20 protein-coding genes are annotated in these 20,798 nt (G+C 58.2%); 9 read left to right on the top strand and 11 right to left on the bottom strand.

All coding sequences use genetic code 11. From position 1 onward, the window contains the following. Positions 1-51 precede the first annotated feature (51 nt). A complete protein-coding gene (locus KDX39_RS15625; RefSeq protein ID WP_231660980.1) occupies positions 52-498 on the bottom strand; it encodes an NUDIX hydrolase in 447 nt (148 codons plus the stop codon). A gap of 134 nt (positions 499-632) precedes the next feature. Continuing rightward, positions 633-2,858: an NADP-dependent isocitrate dehydrogenase gene (locus tag KDX39_RS15620; RefSeq protein ID WP_231660979.1), complete on the bottom strand. Its 2,226-nt coding sequence runs from the start codon at positions 2,856-2,858 to the stop codon at positions 633-635. 439 nt (positions 2,859-3,297) lie between these two features. On the opposite strand from KDX39_RS15620, the gene icd reads away from it, so the two are divergent. Continuing rightward, a complete protein-coding gene (icd, locus tag KDX39_RS15615; protein ID WP_231660978.1) occupies positions 3,298-4,554 on the top strand; it encodes an NADP-dependent isocitrate dehydrogenase in 1,257 nt (418 codons plus the stop codon). Positions 4,555-4,635: 81 nt separating this feature from the next. On the opposite strand, the gene cspD is transcribed toward icd, so the two are convergent. After that, positions 4,636-4,905 (bottom strand): cold shock domain-containing protein CspD, encoded by a 270-nt coding sequence (gene cspD, locus KDX39_RS15610; RefSeq protein ID WP_231660977.1) that lies wholly within the window; start codon positions 4,903-4,905, stop codon positions 4,636-4,638. 222 nt (positions 4,906-5,127) lie between these two features. On the opposite strand from cspD, the gene clpS reads away from it, so the two are divergent. Both clpS and clpA read left to right on the top strand, forming a co-directional pair. Further along, positions 5,128-5,490 (top strand): ATP-dependent Clp protease adapter ClpS, encoded by a 363-nt coding sequence (gene clpS / locus KDX39_RS15605; protein ID WP_004884680.1) that lies wholly within the window; start codon positions 5,128-5,130, stop codon positions 5,488-5,490. 30 nt (positions 5,491-5,520) lie between these two features. Continuing rightward, a complete protein-coding gene (gene clpA / locus KDX39_RS15600) occupies positions 5,521-7,794 on the top strand; it encodes an ATP-dependent Clp protease ATP-binding subunit ClpA (RefSeq protein ID WP_004884681.1) in 2,274 nt (757 codons plus the stop codon). A 112-nt stretch (positions 7,795-7,906) separates the two neighbouring features. Here the strand turns inward: clpA and infA are convergent, their stop codons facing one another. The 3 genes from infA to aat all read right to left on the bottom strand — a co-directional run bounded on the left by infA (position 7,907) and on the right by aat (position 9,673). Then, on the bottom strand, positions 7,907-8,125 hold the full coding sequence (infA, locus tag KDX39_RS15595) for a translation initiation factor IF-1 (RefSeq protein ID WP_002553999.1): 219 nt from the start codon (positions 8,123-8,125) through the stop codon (positions 7,907-7,909). 101 nt (positions 8,126-8,226) lie between these two features. Further along, a complete protein-coding gene (locus KDX39_RS15590) occupies positions 8,227-8,934 on the bottom strand; it encodes an arginyltransferase (protein ID WP_004884684.1) in 708 nt (235 codons plus the stop codon). 49 nt (positions 8,935-8,983) lie between these two features. Continuing rightward, positions 8,984-9,673 (bottom strand): leucyl/phenylalanyl-tRNA--protein transferase, encoded by a 690-nt coding sequence (gene aat / locus KDX39_RS15585; RefSeq protein WP_231660976.1) that lies wholly within the window; start codon positions 9,671-9,673, stop codon positions 8,984-8,986. 478 nt (positions 9,674-10,151) lie between these two features. Here aat and KDX39_RS15580 point away from each other — a divergent pair, with 478 nt between their 5' ends. The 6 genes from KDX39_RS15580 to cysG all read left to right on the top strand — a co-directional run bounded on the left by KDX39_RS15580 (position 10,152) and on the right by cysG (position 17,655). Continuing rightward, complete coding sequence (locus KDX39_RS15580; protein WP_231660975.1) at positions 10,152-12,554, top strand: DNA translocase FtsK; 2,403 nt, start codon at positions 10,152-10,154, stop codon at positions 12,552-12,554. A 69-nt stretch (positions 12,555-12,623) separates the two neighbouring features. Then, positions 12,624-13,247, top strand: coding sequence for an outer membrane lipoprotein chaperone LolA (gene lolA / locus KDX39_RS15575; RefSeq protein ID WP_184323337.1), 624 nt, complete (start codon positions 12,624-12,626; stop codon positions 13,245-13,247). Between the two features lie 19 nt (positions 13,248-13,266). Continuing rightward, positions 13,267-14,589: a replication-associated recombination protein A gene (locus KDX39_RS15570; RefSeq protein ID WP_231660974.1), complete on the top strand. Its 1,323-nt coding sequence runs from the start codon at positions 13,267-13,269 to the stop codon at positions 14,587-14,589. Then, entirely contained in the window at positions 14,589-14,963 is a 375-nt protein-coding gene (crcB, locus tag KDX39_RS15565) for a fluoride efflux transporter CrcB (RefSeq protein WP_231660973.1), read from the top strand. The genes KDX39_RS15570 and crcB overlap by 1 nt, the downstream gene beginning before the upstream one ends. A gap of 16 nt (positions 14,964-14,979) precedes the next feature. Next, positions 14,980-16,260, top strand: coding sequence for a serine--tRNA ligase (gene serS / locus KDX39_RS15560; protein WP_099227990.1), 1,281 nt, complete (start codon positions 14,980-14,982; stop codon positions 16,258-16,260). Beyond that, positions 16,261-17,655, top strand: a complete 1,395-nt coding sequence (gene cysG, locus KDX39_RS15555; RefSeq protein ID WP_231660972.1) for a siroheme synthase CysG — start codon at positions 16,261-16,263, stop codon at positions 17,653-17,655. It begins immediately after the preceding gene. A 46-nt stretch (positions 17,656-17,701) separates the two neighbouring features. On the opposite strand, the gene KDX39_RS15550 is transcribed toward cysG, so the two are convergent. From KDX39_RS15550 to tusC, 5 genes are all read right to left on the bottom strand, one after another. Then, on the bottom strand, positions 17,702-18,700 hold the full coding sequence (locus tag KDX39_RS15550) for a glutathione S-transferase family protein (RefSeq protein ID WP_231660971.1): 999 nt from the start codon (positions 18,698-18,700) through the stop codon (positions 17,702-17,704). A gap of 108 nt (positions 18,701-18,808) precedes the next feature. Further along, on the bottom strand, positions 18,809-19,810 hold the full coding sequence (locus KDX39_RS15545) for a glycosyl transferase family protein (RefSeq protein ID WP_231660970.1): 1,002 nt from the start codon (positions 19,808-19,810) through the stop codon (positions 18,809-18,811). Further along, complete coding sequence (locus KDX39_RS15540; RefSeq protein WP_231660969.1) at positions 19,807-20,142, bottom strand: TusE/DsrC/DsvC family sulfur relay protein; 336 nt, start codon at positions 20,140-20,142, stop codon at positions 19,807-19,809. Before KDX39_RS15540 ends, KDX39_RS15545 begins: the two co-directional genes overlap by 4 nt. Further along, positions 20,139-20,435 (bottom strand): sulfurtransferase complex subunit TusB, encoded by a 297-nt coding sequence (tusB, locus tag KDX39_RS15535; RefSeq protein ID WP_231660968.1) that lies wholly within the window; start codon positions 20,433-20,435, stop codon positions 20,139-20,141. The genes KDX39_RS15540 and tusB overlap by 4 nt, the downstream gene beginning before the upstream one ends. Further along, positions 20,435-20,797, bottom strand: a complete 363-nt coding sequence (gene tusC, locus KDX39_RS15530) for a sulfurtransferase complex subunit TusC (RefSeq protein WP_231660967.1) — start codon at positions 20,795-20,797, stop codon at positions 20,435-20,437. Before tusC ends, tusB begins: the two co-directional genes overlap by 1 nt. Position 20,798 lies beyond the last annotated feature (1 nt).

Raw genomic sequence — 20,798 nt, 5'->3', positions numbered from 1 at the left:
ATGGGTGGCCTTTAAAAGGACGCGATTCTATCAGGCTGAGGGCGTCCAGTCTCACGCCTTGTCGCGCAGCAGGTCGAGACTGAATCGTTCGCCATTCAAATAATCGTCCACGCAGCGCAGTACCAGCGCACTGCGCCAGCGGTCCTGCTCGACAAGCAGTTGGTCGCGCGTCAGCCAGATCGGTCCGACGATGCCCTCATCCAGCGTGTAGTCGGGATGATGGCGTAGCGCCTTGGCGGCAAAGCAGATCCGCTGATAGGTCACGCCGTTGCTGGGTGCGGTATAGAGGTAAATCCCCACCACGCTGGTGAGTTCTACATCCCAGCCGGTCTCTTCCAGGGTTTCGCGAACGGCCGCGCGCTGCAGGCTTTCGTTCGGATCCAGATGGCCTGCGGGCTGATTCAACACCTTGCGACCACCCTTGATCTCTTCGACGAACAGAAATCTACCCTGATCCTCGACAATCGTGGCAACGGTAACGTGGGCTTGCCAATCCATACGTGGCTCCTTCGAGAGAGGAATGAAGCGCGAAGTACAGGTGTTGTCACGTGCTCTTCGCTTGAACGAAAAAGCCCCGGCGCAGGGCCGGGGCTTTCAGGAGGCGATGCTGGACAGCGTCGCCGTTTTGCCCCTTACAACGCGGCGATGGCTGCGTTCAAGGTTGCGCTTGGGCGCATGGCTTTGCTGGTCTTCTCGGCGTTGGCGTAGTAGTAACCACCGATTTCAACCGGCTTGCCTTGAACCGCATTGAGCTCGGCAACGATTTTTTCCTCGTTGTCGGTCAGGGTCTTGGCCAGCGGAGCGAACTGCGCCTTGAGGGCCGCATCTTCATTCTGAGCCGCCAGCGCCTGTGCCCAGAACAGGGTCAGGTAGAAGTGGCTGCCACGGTTGTCGATGCCGCCGACCTTGCGCGAAGGCGACTTGTTTCGGTCCAGGAACTCGCCAGTGGCCTGGTCGAGCGTCTTGGATAGAACCAGAGCTTTCGGGTTGTTGTAAGCGTTGCCCAGATGCTCAAGGGAAGCCGCCAGCGCGAGGAATTCACCCAGCGAGTCCCAGCGCAGGAAGTTTTCTTCCACGAACTGCTGAACGTGCTTCGGAGCCGAACCGCCAGCGCCGGTTTCGAACAGACCGCCGCCATTCATCAGTGGAACGATGGACAGCATCTTGGCGCTGGTGCCCAGCTCCATGATCGGAAACAGGTCGGTCAGGTAGTCGCGCAGTACGTTACCGGTCACCGAGATGGTGTCCTTGCCGGCGCGGGTGCGTTCCAGAGTCAGTTTCATGGCGTCGACCGGCGACAGGATCTGGATGTCCAGGCCCGAAGTGTCGTGGTCGCGCAGGTACTGACGTACTTTCTCGATCATCACGCTGTCGTGCGCGCGCGAGGCGTCGAGCCAGAAGATGGCAGGCGTGTCGCTTGCGCGAGCACGGTTGACGGCCAGTTTGACCCAGTCCTGGATCGGTGCATCCTTGGCCTGACACATGCGCCAGATATCGCCAGCCTCGACCTTCTGCTCCATGAGCAGATTGCCCTGGCTGTCGGTCACGCGCACAACGCCGTCGGTCTTGATCTGGAAAGTCTTGTCGTGCGAACCGTACTCTTCGGCCTTCTGAGCCATCAGGCCGACGTTCGGTACGCTGCCCATGGTGGTCGGATCGAATGCGCCGTTCTTCTTGCAGTCTTCGATCACTGCCTGATAGATGGTGGCGTAGCAGCGGTCCGGGATTACCGCCTTGGCATCATGCAGCTGGCCATCGGTGCCCCACATCTTGCCGGAGTCGCGGATCATTGCAGGCATGGACGCATCGACGATCACGTCGCTCGGCACGTGCAGGTTGGTGATGCCCTTGTCGGAGTTGACCATCGCCAGCTGTGGACGAACGGCGTAGACCGCGTCGATGTCAGCCTTGATTTCGGCCTGCTTGTCGGCGGGCAGGGCGCTGATGCGGTCGTACAGGTCGCCGATGCCGTTGTTCAGGCTGAAGCCGATCTGCTTCAGGGTGTCGGCATGCTTGGTCAACGCATCCTTGTAGAACTCGTCGACGATCTGACCGAACATGATCGGATCGGAGATCTTCATCATGGTGGCTTTCAGGTGTACCGAAAACAGTACGCCCTGTTTCTTGGCGTCTTCGATTTCAGCAGCAATGAAGCTGCGAAGTGCTTTTGCGCTCATGACCGAGCAATCGACGATCTCGCCAGCTTTCACGGCGGTTTTTTCTTTCAGGACGGTGGTGGTGCCATCCTGGGCGACCAGTTCGATCTTGACGGTGTTGTCAGCTTCGATCTGGGCGGCTTTTTCGCTGCCGTAGAAGTCGCCGTTGCTCATGTGGGCAACGTGGGCCTTGGAGTCGGAAGACCAGGTGCCCATCTTGTGCGGGTGCTTGCGAGCGTAGTTCTTGACCGACAGCGGCGCGCGGCGGTCGGAGTTGCCTTCACGCAGAACCGGGTTTACAGCGCTGCCCTTGACCTTGTCGTAGCGGGCGCGGGTTTCTTTTTCGGCATCAGTGGCAGGTGCTTCAGGGTAGTCGGGAATCTTGAAGCCCTGGTCCTGAAGCTCCTTGATGGTCGCTTTCAGTTGCGGAACCGAAGCACTGATGTTGGGCAATTTGATGATGTTGGCTTCTGGCGTGGTGGCCAGTTTGCCGAGCTCGGCGAGATGATCCGGCACTTGTTGATCGGCGCCAAGCGACTCCGGGAAGCTGGAGAGAACGCGGCCTGCCAGGGAGATATCACGCGTTTCCACGTCGATATCGGAGGAGGCGGTGAACGCTTCGATAATGGGCAGCAGCGAATAGGTGGCGAGGGCCGGAGCTTCGTCGGTGAAGGTATAGATGATCTTCGAGCGGTTGGACATTCGTATTAACTCTCTGTTTTGCTGAGCATGCACAAAATCTCGATACGCGCAGGGTATGCACTCTGCTCACAGTTCAGTCATGAGCCTGGGTCGAGGTTTATTCGCGGTGATGTTGGGTGCATCAGTCGAGCGTCAAGCTGCCGGGCGAGCTTCAGTCCGGCGCATCTGTAAGGCTGAGAGGTCTGGATCAGACGGGTCAGCCTTTATGACTCTGCGGTCACGGCGCGCAGTATATCAAACCCTTGGCGCCAAGCATTAATGCTATGCGCGCTATCGAATAATGAATATTCGCCGATGGTCGAACGAAACCGCTCTGGGTCAATGTTTTCAGGTGTTTTATAAGGTCTTCGCGGGGCGCTTCGGTTTGCGGCTGGCAGTGCCCGTGGCTACGCTCATTGGCTGTCACGCAGTCCAATCAGACCCGAAAACGGAGTCAGTCATGGAATACCAGAGCATAAGCATTCCAGATGTGGGCGAAAAAATTACGATCAATCCCGATCACTCCCTGAACGTACCTGACAAACCGATCATTCCCTATATAGAAGGTGACGGGATCGGCGTGGACATCAGCCCCGTCATGATCAAGGTGGTGGATGCGGCCGTTGAAAAAGCGTACGGCGTCCAGCGCAGGATTGCCTGGATGGAAGTCTACGCAGGCGAAAAAGCAACCCGTGTCTACGGCCCGGATACCTGGCTACCCGAGGAAACCCTGTGCGCGGTCAAAGACTATGTGGTTTCCATCAAGGGGCCGTTGACCACGCCTGTAGGCGGCGGCATACGCTCGCTCAACGTTGCGCTGCGCCAGGAACTTGATCTGTATGTGTGTCTGCGTCCGGTCCGCTGGTTCCAGGGCGTGCCCAGTCCCGTGAAGCGGCCGGGTGATGTGAACATGACGATTTTTCGCGAGAACTCGGAGGACATTTACGCTGGCGTTGAATGGAAAGCCGGTTCGGCAGAGGCCGCCAAAGTCATCAGATTCTTGAAAGAGGAAATGGGCGTCACGAAGATCCGTTTCGATCAAGACTGCGGCATTGGCGTCAAGCCGGTTTCCAGAGAGGGTACCCGGCGCCTGGTGCGCAAGGCGCTGCAATACACTGTCGATAATGATCGCACTTCGCTGACCATTGTCCACAAGGGCAATATCATGAAATACACCGAGGGCGCCTTCAAGGAGTGGGCTTACGAGCTGGCAGCCGAAGAATTTGGGGCGACTTTGCTTGATGGCGGTCCATGGATGCAGTTCAAAAGCCCGAAGACCGGTAAAGACATCGTCGTGAAAGACGTAATCGCCGACGCCATGCTGCAGCAGATTCTGCTCAGACCGGCCGAGTATGATGTGATCGCGACGCTCAATCTCAATGGCGACTACCTGTCCGACGCGCTGGCGGCCCAAGTCGGCGGAATAGGTATTGCGCCAGGGGCCAACCTTTCGGATGCCGTCGCGATGTTCGAAGCGACGCACGGCACCGCTCCCAGGTATGCGGGCAAGGATCAGGTCAATCCGGGTTCGCTGATTCTATCGGCTGAAATGATGCTGCGGCATATGGGGTGGGCAGAGGCGGCAGAGCTGATCATCAAAGGCACCAGCGGCGCAATCTCCGCTAAAACGGTGACCTATGACTTTGAGCGGTTGATGGAGGGCGCAACGTTGTTGTCCTCCTCAGCATTCGGCGATGCGCTCATCGAACACATGTGAACCACCCAGCTATCAGAATCAGCCGGTGCAGTGATTTTCGAACCGGCTGTTTCCTATGGCTGGCGTTTGTGGTGGTTCGCCCTATGCTGGCACGTTTGAAGCTTTCTGAGCTGCATTCGAACCCTCAGTCGCAGCGCTGACGCCTGCCGTGACCGTGGTTATATTGACTGCATGCAAACCCTTCGGGCCCTGGATAATGTCAAAGCTGACTGGCTGGCCGGCCTTGAGTGTTTTATACCCATCCATGTTAATAGCCGAATAATGAGCGAACAGATCTTCGTCCCTGCCATCGGCAAGGATAAATCCATAGCCTTTTGCATTATTGAACCACTTGACTTTACCACTGAGCATAGCCATATCCCTCTGCAAAGGACTCCGTCTGGAGTATCATCCACCTCAATCCGCCTGACCTAAAAAATTTTGGTTGACTGCGCGGACCCTTTTTACCCAATGTGGGCTCTATTGTTTGTAACACCGTTTAGCTGATAGTCAAGGTCATGCGGCAGTCCATTTCAAAACTGGTCAGATCGCGACTCAGGCTCAATCCGCCCTTTACCATGAACGTTTCTTTCCATGCATGCATTCAGCAAGATTCGACTAACATTCAATCAGGATGGTCCGCAATCACACGAGGACGACTCGGCTGGCATCGCAGTGCAGGACGCCAAGCCGACCCTGCAGGCTCCACCGATGTACAAGGTGGTTTTATTTAACGATGACTACACCCCGATGGATTTCGTCGTTGAAGTGCTCGAGGTGTTTTTTAACCTGAATCGTGAGCTGGCTACCAAGGTCATGCTGGCCGTCCATACAGAGGGACGGGCAGTTTGCGGATTGTTTACCCGCGACATCGCCGAGACCAAGGCAATGCAGGTCAATCAATACGCCAGGGAGAGCCAGCATCCACTACTCTGTGAGATCGAGAAGGACGGTTAATCGCCGACCACTTGGGTATGAGGTGAAGCTATGTTAAACCGTGAGCTCGAAGTCACCCTCAATCTGGCCTTCAAGGAAGCGCGTTCGAAACGTCATGAGTTCATGACGGTCGAGCACCTTCTGCTGGCTTTATTGGATAATGAGGCTGCAGCCACTGTCTTGCGTGCCTGCGGCGCAAACCTCGATAAGCTCAAGCATGATCTGCAGGAGTTTATCGACTCCACCACACCACTGATCCCCGTCCACGACGAGGATCGCGAAACCCAGCCGACGTTAGGTTTCCAGCGCGTCCTGCAGCGCGCAGTCTTCCACGTACAGAGCTCCGGCAAGCGTGAAGTGACCGGTGCCAATGTGCTGGTTGCGATTTTCAGTGAGCAGGAAAGCCAGGCCGTGTTTCTGCTCAAGCAGCAGAGCGTTGCCCGGATTGATGTCGTCAATTACATCGCCCACGGGATCTCCAAGGTTCCAGGGCATGGCGAACACTCTTCTGAAGGTGAGCAAGATATGCAGGACGACGAGGGCGGTGAAGCATCTTCCTCTGGCAATCCTCTGGATGCCTATGCCAGCAATCTGAACGAACTGGCCCGTCAGGGACGCATCGATCCGCTGGTCGGCCGCGAAAGCGAAGTCGAGCGGGTTGCGCAGATTCTGGCGCGTCGTCGCAAGAACAACCCACTGCTGGTCGGTGAGGCAGGCGTTGGCAAGACCGCAATCGCCGAAGGCCTGGCCAAGCGTATTGTCGACAATCAGGTCCCTGACCTGCTTGCCAGCAGTGTCGTCTACTCGCTTGACCTGGGTGCGTTGCTGGCCGGTACCAAGTACCGCGGCGATTTCGAGAAGCGCTTCAAGGCGCTGCTCAATGAGCTTCGCAAACGTCCGCATGCCATCCTGTTCATCGATGAAATCCATACGATCATTGGTGCCGGCGCGGCATCCGGTGGGGTCATGGACGCTTCGAATCTGCTCAAGCCACTGTTGTCCTCGGGTGACATCCGGTGCATTGGTTCGACCACCTTCCAGGAATTCCGCGGAATTTTCGAGAAGGATCGTGCGCTGGCACGTCGCTTCCAGAAAGTCGATGTGTCCGAACCTTCGGTCGAGGACACCATTGGCATCCTGAGAGGGCTGAAGGGGCGTTTCGAACAGCATCACAGCATCGAGTACAGCGACGAGGCGCTGCGAGCCGCAGCCGAGCTTGCATCGCGCTACATCAATGATCGTCACATGCCCGACAAGGCAATCGACGTGATTGATGAGGCGGGCGCCTATCAGCGTCTGCAGCCGGTGGAGCAACGGGTCAAGCGGATCGACGTGCCGCAGGTTGAAGACATCGTCGCCAAGATTGCACGCATTCCCCCGAAACACGTCAACAGCTCCGACAAGGAACTGCTGCGTAATCTGGAACGCGATCTCAAGCTTACGGTGTTCGGTCAGGATGCAGCGATCGATTCGCTGTCCACTGCGATCAAGCTGTCCCGTGCGGGGCTCAAGTCACCGGACAAGCCTGTCGGTTCGTTCCTGTTCGCAGGGCCGACCGGTGTCGGCAAGACCGAGGCAGCTCGCCAGCTGGCCAAGGCGCTGGGCGTCGAACTGATTCGTTTCGACATGTCCGAGTACATGGAGCGGCATACCGTTTCCCGTCTCATCGGCGCGCCTCCAGGTTATGTCGGGTTCGATCAGGGTGGTCTGCTGACCGAGGCCATCACGCGTCAACCGCATTGCGTGTTGTTGCTCGATGAAATCGAAAAAGCGCATCCGGAAGTCTTCAACCTGCTGCTGCAGGTCATGGACCACGGTACGCTGACCGATAACAACGGGCGCAAGGCCGACTTCCGTAACGTGATCGTGATCATGACCACCAACGCCGGTGCTGAATCGGCTGCGAGGGCCTCGATCGGCTTCACTCATCAGGATCACTCTTCCGATGCAATGGAAGTGATCAAGAAGAGTTTCACGCCGGAATTCCGCAACCGCCTGGACACCATCATCCAGTTTGGCCGTCTCAGCCACGAAGTCATCAAGAGCGTGGTGGACAAGTTCCTCACCGAGCTTCAGGCGCAGCTGGAAGACAAGCGTGTTCTGCTCGAAGTCTCCGACGCGGCCAGAAGCTGGCTGGCGCAGGGTGGCTACGATGCGGCGATGGGCGCTCGACCAATGGCCCGCCTGATTCAGGACAAGATCAAGCGGCCACTGGCCGAAGAGATCCTGTTCGGCGAATTGTCGGAGCACGGTGGTGTGGTTCACATCGACATCAAGGATGGCGAGATCACGTTCGACTACGAAACCACGGCAGAAATGGCGTGATGCAGTAGGGGGTGCGCCCGGAGAGGGCGCAGTCCTGAGCATGTTCAGACTGTCTTTAATTGTCAGAAACAAAAACGCCCGGCATATGCCGGGCGTTTTTGTTGATGCCTGATTAACGAGCGCGGTAGGTGATACGCCCTTTGCTCAAGTCATAGGGCGTCAACTCTACACGCACCTTGTCACCGGTCAGAATACGGATGTAGTTCTTGCGCATCTTGCCGGAGATATGCGCGGTTACGACGTGCCCGTTTTCCAACTCCACGCGAAACATGGTGTTGGGCAGGGTGTCGACGACAGTGCCTTCCATTTCGAAGCTGTCTTCTTTCGACATGCAGTAAAGCCCTCGGTATACAAATGAGTGGCCCGGTGCAAGTGGCGCCAGGCAAAAGCGGCGTGCATTGTGCCCGAAAAAACCTGTTTAAGCCAAGGGGTTCAATACAGAGTGACCCATCTTTGATTGGTGAGCAGCTCGATAGGGCGATATTGAGTCTTGTAATTCATCTTTTTGCAGTTCTTTATCCAGTACCCCAGATACACCGCATGCAACTGCAGCCTTGCGGCTTCGGCTATCTGCCACAGGATTGCATAGCGGCCCAGGCTGCGTCGCTCTTCTTCGGGTTCGTAGAAGGTGTAGACCGCAGAAAGACCATTGGGCAGCAAGTCGGTCACCGCTACGGCCAGAAGCCGACCTTCAAGGCGGAACTCGTAAAAGCGTGAAAACGGCAGGTCTCGCACCAGAAATGTCGAAAATTGATCACGGCTCGGTGGAAACATGTCGCCATCGGCATGCCTCTGTTCGATGTAGCGTTGGTAAAGATCGAAGTATTCCTGGGTAAATACGGGCTTGGTACTGCGCACCTGAATATCAGCATTGCGCTTGAGGATGCGTTTTTGCTGGCGGTCTGGCACGAACAGGTTCACAGGGATGCGCGCCGGCACACAGGCACTGCAGTTCTGGCAGTGAGGGCGGTACAGATGATCGCCGCTACGACGAAAACCCATGTCGGACAGGTCGGCATAAACCTGAACATCCATGGGCTGGCTGGGGTCCAGAAACAGTGTTGTCGCCTGTTCTTCAGGCAGATAACTGCAGGTATGGGGTTGAGTGGCATAAAACTTAAGCCGCGCCAGCTCCGTCATGATCGCCCCCTTGTCAAAAAACCTTTAATCATGAGTGTATGCCAGCCTGTCAAACTCGCCTAGGTAACCAGTCTGCGTTAGTCGGGTGATCCAGATGGCGGTTCAAATAATCGGCAAAGGTCTGTCGTGGAATCGAGCGTGCGCCGAAGCTGTGCAAGTGCCGGGTAGGCATCTGGCAGTCGATCAGAACGAAGCCCCAGGCGTGCAGGCGTTCTACCAGCGTGGCGAATCCGACCTTGGAGGCGTTGTCTGCGCGGCTGAACATGGACTCCCCGAAAAACAGTTGCCCCATCGCCAGGCCATAAAGGCCACCGACCAGGGTACCGTTTTCCCAGACCTCGACGCTGTGCGCGTGCCCACGGCGATGCAGTTCGACGTAGGCCTCCTGCATCGAACGGGTTATCCAGGTTTCATTGGCATAGCTGCGCGGCTCGGCACAGGCCTGTATGACGGCGGCGAAGTCCTGGTCGAAGGTGACGGTGTAGCGGGCCTGACGCAGGATCTTGCCTAGGCTGCGTGAGACGTGCAGCTCTTCTGGCAACAGCACGGTCCTGGGATCGGGCGACCACCACAGGATCGGCTGGCCGTCCTGAAACCAGGGAAAACAGCCGTGGCGGTAGGCGCGAATCAGGCGGTCGGCAGAAAGGTCACCGCCAGCAGCGAGCAATCCGTTTGGCTCGCGAAGTGCCTTGTCCAGGGGCGGAAAATCGAGGCTGTTGCGTTGTAACCAGGTCAGCATGGGTATCACGACTTTGCGGAAGGGGAGGGCGCATGCGATGCGTGTGTGCAACTCCGTGCAGCAAACGCGGTCACAAGCGGTCGTTATTATGGCGCTTGTCTGCCGCTTGCGGTAGGGCATGCAAAGGATGGCGGGGTCATGCACCGAGTGTTGGAGGCCATTGGCAGAATCCTGTCATAAGCCTTTGTCACAAAAGAAAATGCGTGCTCAAATTGAACGCTGTCGACAATGTACGAAGATCGTCGACCTCAACGCAGGCTTTTTATCAGGCATGAAACCGGTCAAGCGAGTTTTCGTACAGACCTCAAGGCCCGTAAGGCCTTACAATGCCAGCTTTGCGCATTATCATTCAAACGGTTCTCGAACAGGCCTTGCAGCAGGCTGTGGCCTTTTTTACCAGGGTGCAGTCGGTGCCGGCGACAACCGTTCAACGTCAATCAACGAGATGTTCGCGCTCCAGCGCAGGAATTAAAGCGTTTTGAAGAAATCCACACCCGCACCCAGCGCTGTTCCGCTTTGGCGACAGCAACTGCATTACCGGCTCAAGGAAGGTGCTTTGATCGCCTTCGGTGCCCTGTGCCTGTACCTGATGATGGCGTTGCTGACCTACGATCAGAGCGATCCGGGCTGGAGTCATACCAGCAGCGCCGCGCAAGTGCAGAACGCGGCCGGCCGTGCAGGCGCCTTCTGTGCCGACATCCTGTTTATGGTGCTGGGCTACTTCGCCTATATCTTCCCGTTGCTTCTGGCCATCAAGGCCTGGCAGGTATTCCGTCATCGCCATGAACCGTGGCAGTGGAGCGGCTGGCTGTTCTCCTGGCGTCTGATCGGTCTGGTATTTCTGGTGCTGGCGGGTGCTGCGCTGGCGCACATCCATTTTCATTTTGCAGCCGGCTTCCCCGGTTCTGCGGGCGGTGTGCTCGGCGAAGTGCTGGGTGATCTGGCCAAGAAAGCACTGAACATTCAGGGCAGCACCTTGCTGTTCATTGCCTTGTTCCTGTTTGGTCTGACCGTTTTCACCGACTTGTCCTGGTTCAAGGTCATGGACGTGACCGGCAAGATCACTCTGGACCTGTTCGAACTCTTCCAGAGTGCCGCCAATCGCTGGTGGGCTGCGCGTGTAGAGCGCAAACAGATGGTCGCGCAATTGCGTGAAGTCGACATGCAGGTCAACGACGCGGTCGCGCCCGCAGCTTCTGATCGTCGCGAGCAGGCCAAGGCCCGCGAGCGGATCACCGAGCGCGAGGTACCCCTCGGCAAGCAAGTGACCGAGCGTGAAAAGCATGTGCCTGCTGTCATTGCTCCTGCGCCTTCACGCCCGCCCGAGCCCAGCAAGCGCGTGCAGAAGGAAAAGCAGGTGCCGCTGTTCGTTGACAGCGCAGTCGAAGGCACGCTGCCACCGATCTCGATTCTTGACCCGGCTGAAAAGAAGCAGCTCAATTATTCTCCCGAGTCCCTGGCGGCTGTGGGTAATCTGCTGGAAATCAAGCTCAAGGAATTCGGTGTCGAGGTCACGGTAGATTCCATTCATCCGGGTCCTGTGATCACTCGCTACGAAATCCAGCCAGCGGCAGGGGTCAAGGTCAGCCGTATCTCCAACCTGGCGAAGGACCTTGCACGCTCTCTGGCAGTGACCAGCGTACGTGTGGTCGAAGTCATTCCCGGCAAGACCACAGTGGGTATCGAGATTCCCAACGAGGACCGCCAGATTGTGCGTTTCTCCGAGGTTCTTTCGACGACGGAATACGATAACGCCAAGTCTCCGGTGACGCTGGCTCTCGGCCATGATATCGGCGGCAAACCGGTCATTACCGACCTGGCCAAGATGCCGCACCTGCTGGTCGCGGGTACGACCGGTTCAGGTAAGTCGGTGGGCGTGAACGCGATGATTCTGTCGATCCTGTTCAAGTCCGGGCCCGATGACGCCAAGCTGATCATGATCGACCCGAAAATGCTGGAACTGTCGATCTACGAAGGCATTCCGCACCTGCTGTGTCCTGTAGTGACCGACATGAAGGACGCTGCCAACGCGTTGCGCTGGAGCGTGGCCGAGATGGAGCGTCGCTACAAATTGATGGCCAAGATGGGCGTGCGTAACCTGTCGGGCTTCAACCAGAAGGTCAAGGATGCTCAGGATGCCGGCGAGCCGTTGGCGGATCCGTTGTACAAGCGTGAAAGTATTCACGACGAAGCGCCTTTGCTGACCAAGCTGCCGACCATTGTGGTCGTCGTTGACGAGTTCGCCGACATGATGATGATCGTCGGCAAGAAGGTTGAAGAACTCATTGCCCGTATTGCCCAGAAGGCACGTGCTGCGGGTATTCACCTGATCCTTGCGACCCAGCGGCCGTCGGTGGATGTGATCACCGGTCTGATCAAGGCCAACATCCCGACGCGCATGGCGTTCCAGGTGTCGAGCAAGATCGACTCGCGGACCATCATCGATCAGGGGGGCGCCGAACAACTGCTGGGCCATGGTGACATGCTGTACATGCCACCGGGCACCAGCCTGCCCATTCGTGTGCACGGTGCGTTCGTTTCCGACGAAGAGGTGCACCGTGTGGTGGAAGCCTGGAAACTGCGCGGCACCCCGGACTACAACGACGATATTCTGGCTGGCGTCGAAGAAGCCGGTAGCGGCTTCGATGGCGGTGGCGGTGAGGGCGGTGAGGACAGCGAAAGCGATGCGCTTTATGACGAAGCCGTAAAATTCGTGCTTGAGAGCCGTCGTGCATCGATTTCCGCTGTGCAGCGCAAGCTCAAGATCGGTTACAACCGGGCGGCGCGCATGATCGAGGCGATGGAGATGGCGGGTGTCGTGACGTCCATGAACACCAATGGCTCGCGTGAAGTTATTGCGCCGGGCCCGATGCGTGACTGATTGCAAAACTGCGTCGACAGCGAGTCCTGCTCGCTGTCGTGACATCCAATGACTGCAAAGAGGAATTCCATGCGTCTTATCCGCATGCTGCTGGCAACCGCACTGACCTTTTCCGTGATTCCCGCCCATGCAGACAGCAAGGACGTGGCACGCCTGACCCAGTTGCTGGAAAACTCCCGTACCCTGACTGCACGCTTCTCCCAGTTGACATTGGATGGTGGGGGCACCCAGTTGCAGGAAACGTCCGGTGAAATGGCGCTGCAGCGCCCTGGCCTGTTCAACTGGCATACCGACGCACCTCAGGAACAACTGATGGTGTCCGACGGCAAGAAAGTCTCGCTCTGGGACCCGGACCTTGAGCAGGTCACGATCAAGACCCTTGATCAGCGCCTGACCCAGACCCCGGCCTTGCTGCTGTCCGGCGACGTGTCCAAGATCAGCGAAAGCTTCGACATCACCGCCAAGGAAGCCGGTGGAGTGATCGATTTCGTGCTCAAGCCCAAGACCCGCGATACCCTGTTCGACAGCCTGCGCCTTTCGTTCCGTAACGGCATCATTAACGACATGCAACTGATCGACAGCGTCGGCCAGCGCACCAATATCCTGTTCACCGGCGTCAAGGCCAACGAACCGATCGCCGCCAGCAAGTTTCAGTTTCAGATCCCCAAGGGTGCTGATGTCATTCAAGAGTAAGAAGGCCTGATTCCGAACCATGGACCTGTTTAGCCGCGAACCCATCGCCCAGCCACTGGCCGCACGTCTGCGTGCGACCAATCTGGACGAATATGTCGGCCAGGAGCACGTGCTGGCTCATGGCAAGCCGTTGCGCGAGGCGCTGGAGCAGGGCGCGTTGCACTCCATGATCTTCTGGGGGCCGCCGGGCGTCGGAAAGACTACGCTCGCCCGGCTGTTGGCCAAGGTATCGGATGCGCATTTCGAAACGGTTTCCGCCGTACTGGCCGGGGTAAAGGAAATCCGCCAGGCCGTTGAGGTCGCCAAGCAGCAGGCGGGTCAGTACGGTCGCCGTACGATCCTGTTCGTGGACGAAGTACACCGCTTCAACAAGTCGCAGCAGGATGCGTTTCTGCCGTATGTCGAAGACGGTACCCTTATTTTCATCGGTGCGACTACCGAGAACCCGTCCTTCGAACTGAACAATGCGTTGCTGTCCCGGGCGCGGGTCTATGTGCTCAAGAGCCTGGATGAAACCGCACTGCGCAAGCTGGTTCATCGTGCGCTGACCGAGGATCGTGGTCTGGGTCAACGTCAGTTGACCCTGAGCGATGAGGGGTTCGCGATTCTCATGGCCGCCGCTGACGGTGACGGGCGGCGCATGCTCAATCTGCTCGAGAATGCTTCCGATCTGGCCGAAGATGGCAGCGAGATCGGTACCGAACTGCTGCAGAGCCTGCTCGGTGACAGTCGACGTCGTTTCGACAAGGGCGGCGAAGCGTTCTACGACCAGATATCGGCGTTGCACAAGTCGATTCGCGGGTCCAGCCCGGATGCTGCCCTGTACTGGTTCGCCCGCATGATCGATGGTGGCTGTGATCCTCTGTACCTGGCGCGCCGTGTCGTGCGCATGGCCAGTGAGGATATCGGCAACGCCGACCCGCGCGCCTTGCCGCTGTGCATGTCGGCTTGGGATGTTCAGGAACGCCTGGGCAGTCCGGAAGGCGAGCTGGCAGTTGCTCAGGCCATTGTTTATCTGGCCTGCGCACCAAAAAGCAACGCGGTGTACATGGCATTCAAGAGCGCCATGCGTGAAGCATCCGAACAGGGTTCGCTTGAGGTTCCGTTGCATTTGCGCAATGCGCCAACCAAGCTGATGAAGCAGCTCGGCTATGGTGAAGAATACCGCTATGCCCATGACGAGCCGGATGCCTACGCCGCAGGCGAAGACTACTTCCCTGACGAGCTGGAACCGCGCCAGTACTACCAGCCTGTACCTCGCGGCCTCGAACTCAAGATCGGCGAAAAGCTCAGGCATCTGAGTGCGCTGGATGACGCCAGCCCCCGCAAACGGAGAAAGTAATGATTCAGACCATTCTTGCGGTGTCGATTGCCGGTATCGCTGGTACATTATTGCGCTTTGCGACAGGTACCTGGATCAGCGAAAACTGGCCACGGTATTTCTACACGGCGACGCTGGCGGTCAATATCGTCGGTTGCCTGATCATCGGCGTGCTGTACGGGCTGTTTCTGCTGCGCCCTGAAGTGCCCATCGAAATTCGTGCCGGCCTGATCGTCGGTTTTGTAGGAGGTCTGACGACCTTTTCTTCTTTTTCACTGGATACGCTGCGCCTGCTGGAAAGCGGGCAACTGCCACTTGCCCTGGGCTATGCCGGTATCAGTGTGTTCGGCGGGCTGCTCGCAACCTGGGTTGGCCTGTCCCTGACCAGACTTTGATAGACGAGAGAACGATATGCTCGATTCCAAACTGTTACGTACTCAACTTCAGGACGTAGCGGATCGCCTGGCTTCCCGTGGCTTTACACTGGATGTGGCCCGTATTGAAGCGCTGGAAGCCCAGCGCAAGGTTGTGCAGACCCGCACCGAACAGTTGCAGGCCGAGCGCAACGCCCGTTCCAAATCCATCGGTCAGGCCAAGCAGCGCGGTGAAGACATTGCGCCGTTGATGGCGGACGTTGAGCGTATGGGCACCGAGCTGAGTGAAGGCAAAGTCGAACTGGACGGCATTCAGGCCGAACTGGACGCACTGGTGCTCAATATCCCGAACCTGCCACACGAATCGGTGCCGGTAGGCGCGGATGAAGACGGCAACGTCGAGGTGAGCACTTGGGGCTCGCCGACCCGCTTCGATTTCGAGGTCAAGGACCACGTTGCGCTGGGCGAACAGTACGGCTGGCTGGATTTCGAAACCGCCGCCAAGCTGTCCGGTGCGCGTTTTGCGCTGCTGCGTGGTCCTATCGCACGTCTGCATCGCGCGCTGGCGCAGTTCATGATCAACCTGCACATCAACGAGCATGGCTACGAAGAGGCTTACACGCCTTATCTGGTTCAAGCGCCTGCGCTGCAGGGCACCGGCCAGTTGCCGAAGTTCGAGGAAGACCTGTTCAAGATTTCCCGCGAAGGCGAAGCGGATCTGTACCTGATTCCGACCGCCGAAGTGTCGCTGACCAACATCGTGTCGGGCGAGATTCTGGATGCCCGGCAGCTGCCGATGAAGTTTGTCGCCCACACGCCGTGCTTTCGCAGCGAAGCGGGCGCGTCGGGTCGTGACACTCGCGGCATGATTCGCCAGCATCAGTTCGACAAGGTCGAGATGGTGCAGATCGTTGCGCCGGACGAATCCATGGCCGCTCTTGAATCCCTGACTGGCAACGCCGAACGCGTTCTGCAACTGCTGGAGCTGCCTTACCGCAAGCTGGCCCTCTGCACCGGCGACATGGGTTTCAGTGCTGTAAAGACCTACGACCTTGAAGTCTGGATTCCGAGCCAGGACAAGTACCGTGAAATCTCTTCGTGCTCCAATTGCGGTGATTTCCAGGCGCGTCGCATGCAGGCTCGCTGGCGCAACCCGGAAACCGGCAAGCCGGAGCTGGTTCATACGCTGAACGGATCCGGTCTCGCGGTAGGTCGTACGCTGGTCGCGGTGCTGGAAAACTATCAGCAGGCAGACGGTTCGATTCGTGTGCCTGACGTTCTCAAGCCCTACATGGGCGGCCTTGAGGTCATCGGTTAAATGGAATTCCTGCCGCTGTTCCATAACCTGCGTGGCAGCCGCGTGCTGGTGGTCGGTGGCGGTGAAATCGCCCTTCGCAAATCTCGCCTGATCTTCGAGGCGGGTGCCGTCATCCGGGTCGTTGCACCGCAAATCGAGAGCCAGTTGCGCGAGCTGGTCGTTCAGAGCGGTGGTGAACTGATTCTGCGTGGCTATCACGAAGATGATCTGGACGGCTGCGTGCTGATTATCGCTGCGACCGACGACGAGCCGCTCAACGCTCAGGTTTCCCACGATGCCCGCTCGCGTTGCGTGCCAGTCAACGTGGTGGATGCGCCTGCGCTGTGCACGGTGATCTTTCCGGCCATCGTCGACCGTTCCCCGCTGGTGATTGCAGTGTCCAGTGGCGGTGATGCACCGGTGCTGGCGCGGCTCATCCGCGCCAAGCTGGAAACCTGGATTCCTTCGACCTACGGGCAACTGGCCGGTCTGGCGGCGCGCTTCCGTCATCAGGTCAAAGGTCTGTTTCCCAACGTGCAGCAGCGTAGGGCCTTCTGGGAAGATGTATTTCAGGGGGCCATTGCCGATCGTCAACTGGCCGGGCAGGGCGCGGAGGCCGAGCGTCTGCTGATTGCCAAGATTGCAGGCGAGCCGCCAGCGGAAACCGGTGAGGTCTATCTGGTGGGCGCAGGCCCTGGCGATCCCGACTTGCTGACGTTCAAGGCGTTGCGGCTGATGCAGCAGGCGGACGTGGTGCTCTACGACCGTCTGGTGGCGCCGACCATTCTTGATCTATGCCGCCGCGATGCGGAGCGGGTCTACGTCGGCAAGCGCCGCTCCGAGCATGCCGTTCCGCAGGATCAGATCAACAAGCAACTTGTCGATCTGGCGAAGCAGGGCAAGCGCGTGGTTCGCCTGAAAGGCGGCGATCCGTTCATCTTCGGCCGTGGTGGCGAGGAAATCGAAGAGCTGGCCGCCCACGGCATTCCGTTTCAAGTGGTGCCCGGCATTACCGCCGCCAGCGGTTGTGCGGCCTACGCCGGTATTCCGTTGACCCACCGCGATCATGCCCAGTCGGTGCGTTTCATCACCGGCCACCTGAAAGATGGCACCACCGATTTGCCGTGGTCCGATCTGGTGGCTCCGGCGCAGACTCTGGTGTTTTACATGGGGTTGATCGGCCTTCCGGTGATCTGCCAGGAACTGATCAGGCATGGGCGTTCTGCGGACACGCCAGCGGCATTGGTTCAACAGGGCACTACCACCAATCAGCGAGTGTTCACGGGTACTCTGGCCAACCTGCCGCAATTGGTTGCCGAGCACGAGGTACACGCGCCGACGTTGGTGATCATTGGCGAAGTGGTTCAGTTGCGTGAAAAGCTGGCCTGGTTCGAAGGCAATCAGGCGACTGTCTGATTGCGGTCAGTGGATAGCCCGTTCGGGCTATCCCTCTTCACATTGCTTACTTTTCCCAGACGCCCATCCCGGACAGCCGTTCGCGATCATGGCTGGACTGGAGGTTCAGAGCGGGGCCTTTGGGAATGATGCCGGTCGGATTGATAGTGCGATGGCTCGCGTAGTAATGGCCTTTGATGTGCTCGAAATTCACCGTCTCGGCAATACCCGGCCACTGGTACAGCTCGCGCAGCCAGTTGCTGAGGTTCGGGTAATCCGCGATGCGCCGTTGGTTGCATTTGAAGTGGCTGTAATAAACCGCATCGAAGCGCACGATGGTGGTAAACAGTCGCACGTCGGCTTCGGTCAAGTGTTCACCTGCCAGATAGCGCTTCTCGCCCAGCAGGTTTTCCAGCTCGCCCAGTTCGGCAAACACGTCATCGAAGGCTTGCTCATAGGCATTCTGCGAGGTGGCAAAGCCTGCGCGATACACGCCGTTGTTGACGGCGGGGTAGATGCGCTCGTTGAGCTCGTCGATGGTCGCCTGCAGTGCTGACGGGTAGAAATCCAGGCGGTTCCCTGTCAGTTCGTCGAACGCCGAGTTGAACATGCGAATGATTTCCGCCGACTCGTTGCTGACGATACGCTGTGTGTGTTTGTCCCACAGCACCGGCACGGTCACTCGGCCTGTGTACTGAGGGTCATCGGCGGTGTAGCGCTGGTGCAGGAAGCTCAGGTTATCGAGGGCATCGCCGCTTGAGCCTTTCTGCTGATCAAAGGTCCAGCCGTTTTCGAGCATCAGCCAACTGACTACCGAAACGTCGATCAGACTCTCCAGCCCCTTGAGTTTGCGCAGGATAAGCGTGCGGTGCGCCCAAGGGCAGGCCAGAGAAACATACAGATGGTAGCGACCAGCCTGCGCAGCAAAACCGCCATCGCCTGACGGTCCAGGTTTACCGTCGGCCGTGACCCAGCTGCGGCGTTGGGCGTTTTCGCGCTGGAAAGCGCCGTCTTTGCTGCTTTCGTACCACTGGTCCTGCCAGCGTCCTTCGACCAGAAGGCCCATGTCTGAATCTCCATTTTTGATTAAGTACAGCTTGGAGATCAGTCTAGTGACATCGGTTCGACCTAAAAGCGCAAATTCTGACCGATCATTATCGATAAAGCCGATTGGTCATAGATCCTTGTGACGGTGCTCCCAGAATGTCTGTGCCCGCACGAACGCTTCGTCACGCGCAATACCAAGGCCGCGCAGCGCCAGCGCCATGGTCGAGATCAGCGCCAGTTGCGGGTAACTGTCCTCAAGTTCGCCGCGCCACAGACCGACCAGCTGTGTCGGATCGAGTGTGGCGGGTTTGACGTGACGTCGTGGTGAGAGGGCTGGCCATTCCTCATCCCATGGCTGTCCGCCTGTCGTCCCGTATAGATGGCTGATGGTGTCCGGGTTGATCTCGATTTCGCCGCCATCGCCTTTGACCACGATGGCGTTGTCACCCAGCAGGCTGCTGGCATCCCGGTGAACGCTCTGATAGCCAGGATGGAAAATGCTTTGCAGCCCGCAGCGTGCCTGCAACGGATTGAGAATCCTTGCCAGTGAATGGATCGGTGAGCGCAATCCAAGCGTGTTGCGCAGGTCGATCATGCGCTGCAATTGCGGCGCCCAGTCGGCAAGCGGGATGAACGCCAGATTACCCTGTGCCATCGCCGTTTCGACCGATGACCAGTTGCGGCACAGCGGAATATTCAGCAGACCGAGCAACTGTTCGGTGTACAGCCGCCCGGCCGTATGAGCACCGCCGCCGTGCAGCAGGATCCTGATGCCATTCTGGGCCAGGCATTTGGCCGCCAGCAGATACCAGGGCAGGTGACGCTTCTTGCCTGCGTAGGTCGGCCAGTCGATGTCGATCGTGATCGGTGGCGCGTTCAGGCGTTGGCGCACGGCCTCGGTGAAACCGGCCAGTTCTTCCGGGCTTTCCTCTTTATGGCGCAGCAGCATCAGAAAGGCGCCAAGCTGGGTGTCCTCGACCTTTTCATCGAGCAGCATGCCCATGGCCTCGCACGCTTCTTCGCGCGTCAGGTTGCGTGCGCCACGTTTGCCTTTGCCCAGAATGCGGACGAACTGTGCAAAGGGGTGCTCTTCGGGTGTTTCGGTGACCAGCGGGGCGTAGTCGTTCATATGCAATTGGTCGGCTTTGGCAGGCCCGCCAGCTTGGCGGCAAGTTTGGCGGGTGTGCCGTTGAACAGGCGATTGAGGTGCATGCTGTTGCCTTTTTCGGCACCCAGTTTCAGTGCGGTGTACTTGATCAGCGGCCGGGTCGCAGGAGACAGCTGAAATTCTGCGTAGAACGCACGCAATAAATCGAGGATCTCGACGTGGTCTGCCGTCAGCGTCAAGCCTTCTTCGCAAGCCAGTGCATGGGCAACGTCCATGGACCAGTCGTTCAGGTCCTTCAGAAAACCATCCTTGTCGAGTTCCAGAGTGCGCTCGGCGACGATCATCTGCTTCATAGCCAGGTGTTCACTTTGTCAAAGCGGATCGACAGTTCGACGAAGCCTGCGTAATCCACACGGGTGATTCCGTCAGGCAACGCCAGGTTGCGTGCCTTGAGGTCCTCGTCCAGTACGAACAACAATCGCGAGCCGGTCTGCCGCAGCGTCTGAGAAACAGGGCCTGATGGCACCAGGGCATAGGCGGCGTCGCCACACAGCAGAACTCCGTCATTTTCGCCCAGCAGGCGCAGACAGCTTTCCAGCCGGTTGTCGGTGAAGGGCGAATGGGAAAGAACGTGCAAAGTGCTCATCAGATCGTAATCACCTTGTCATAGCGCTCGAACAGGGCCGACAACTCGGTACGGCCGGACAGCAGGCGGATATCATCATCCAGGCCATCACTTGGAATGCCCCGTTCTGCAATGCTCTGCGCGCAGGCATAGAGGTCCTCGACGCCGAACATCGACAGCGCCTTGAGGTTGGCCGTCAGGTCTTTCTGCTGCAAGGCTGCTGCGCTCTGTTGAGGCAGCAGTTGCAGAACGCCGTCATCCAGGAATAGCAAACCGATGGGCAGATCGAATGCGCCGCCTGCCAACACGATGTCCAATGCCTCACGCGCGCCTGGGCCGGACCAGGGCGATTGACGGCTGACAATCAGAAGTGATTTGGGCATT

Source organism: Pseudomonas sp. CDFA 610 (assembly GCF_021147865.1).
GTDB lineage: Bacteria > Pseudomonadota > Gammaproteobacteria > Pseudomonadales > Pseudomonadaceae > Aquipseudomonas > Aquipseudomonas alliivorans.
The sequence above is the reverse complement of the archived record's forward strand: the minus strand, read 5'-3'. Positions and strand labels throughout refer to the sequence as shown.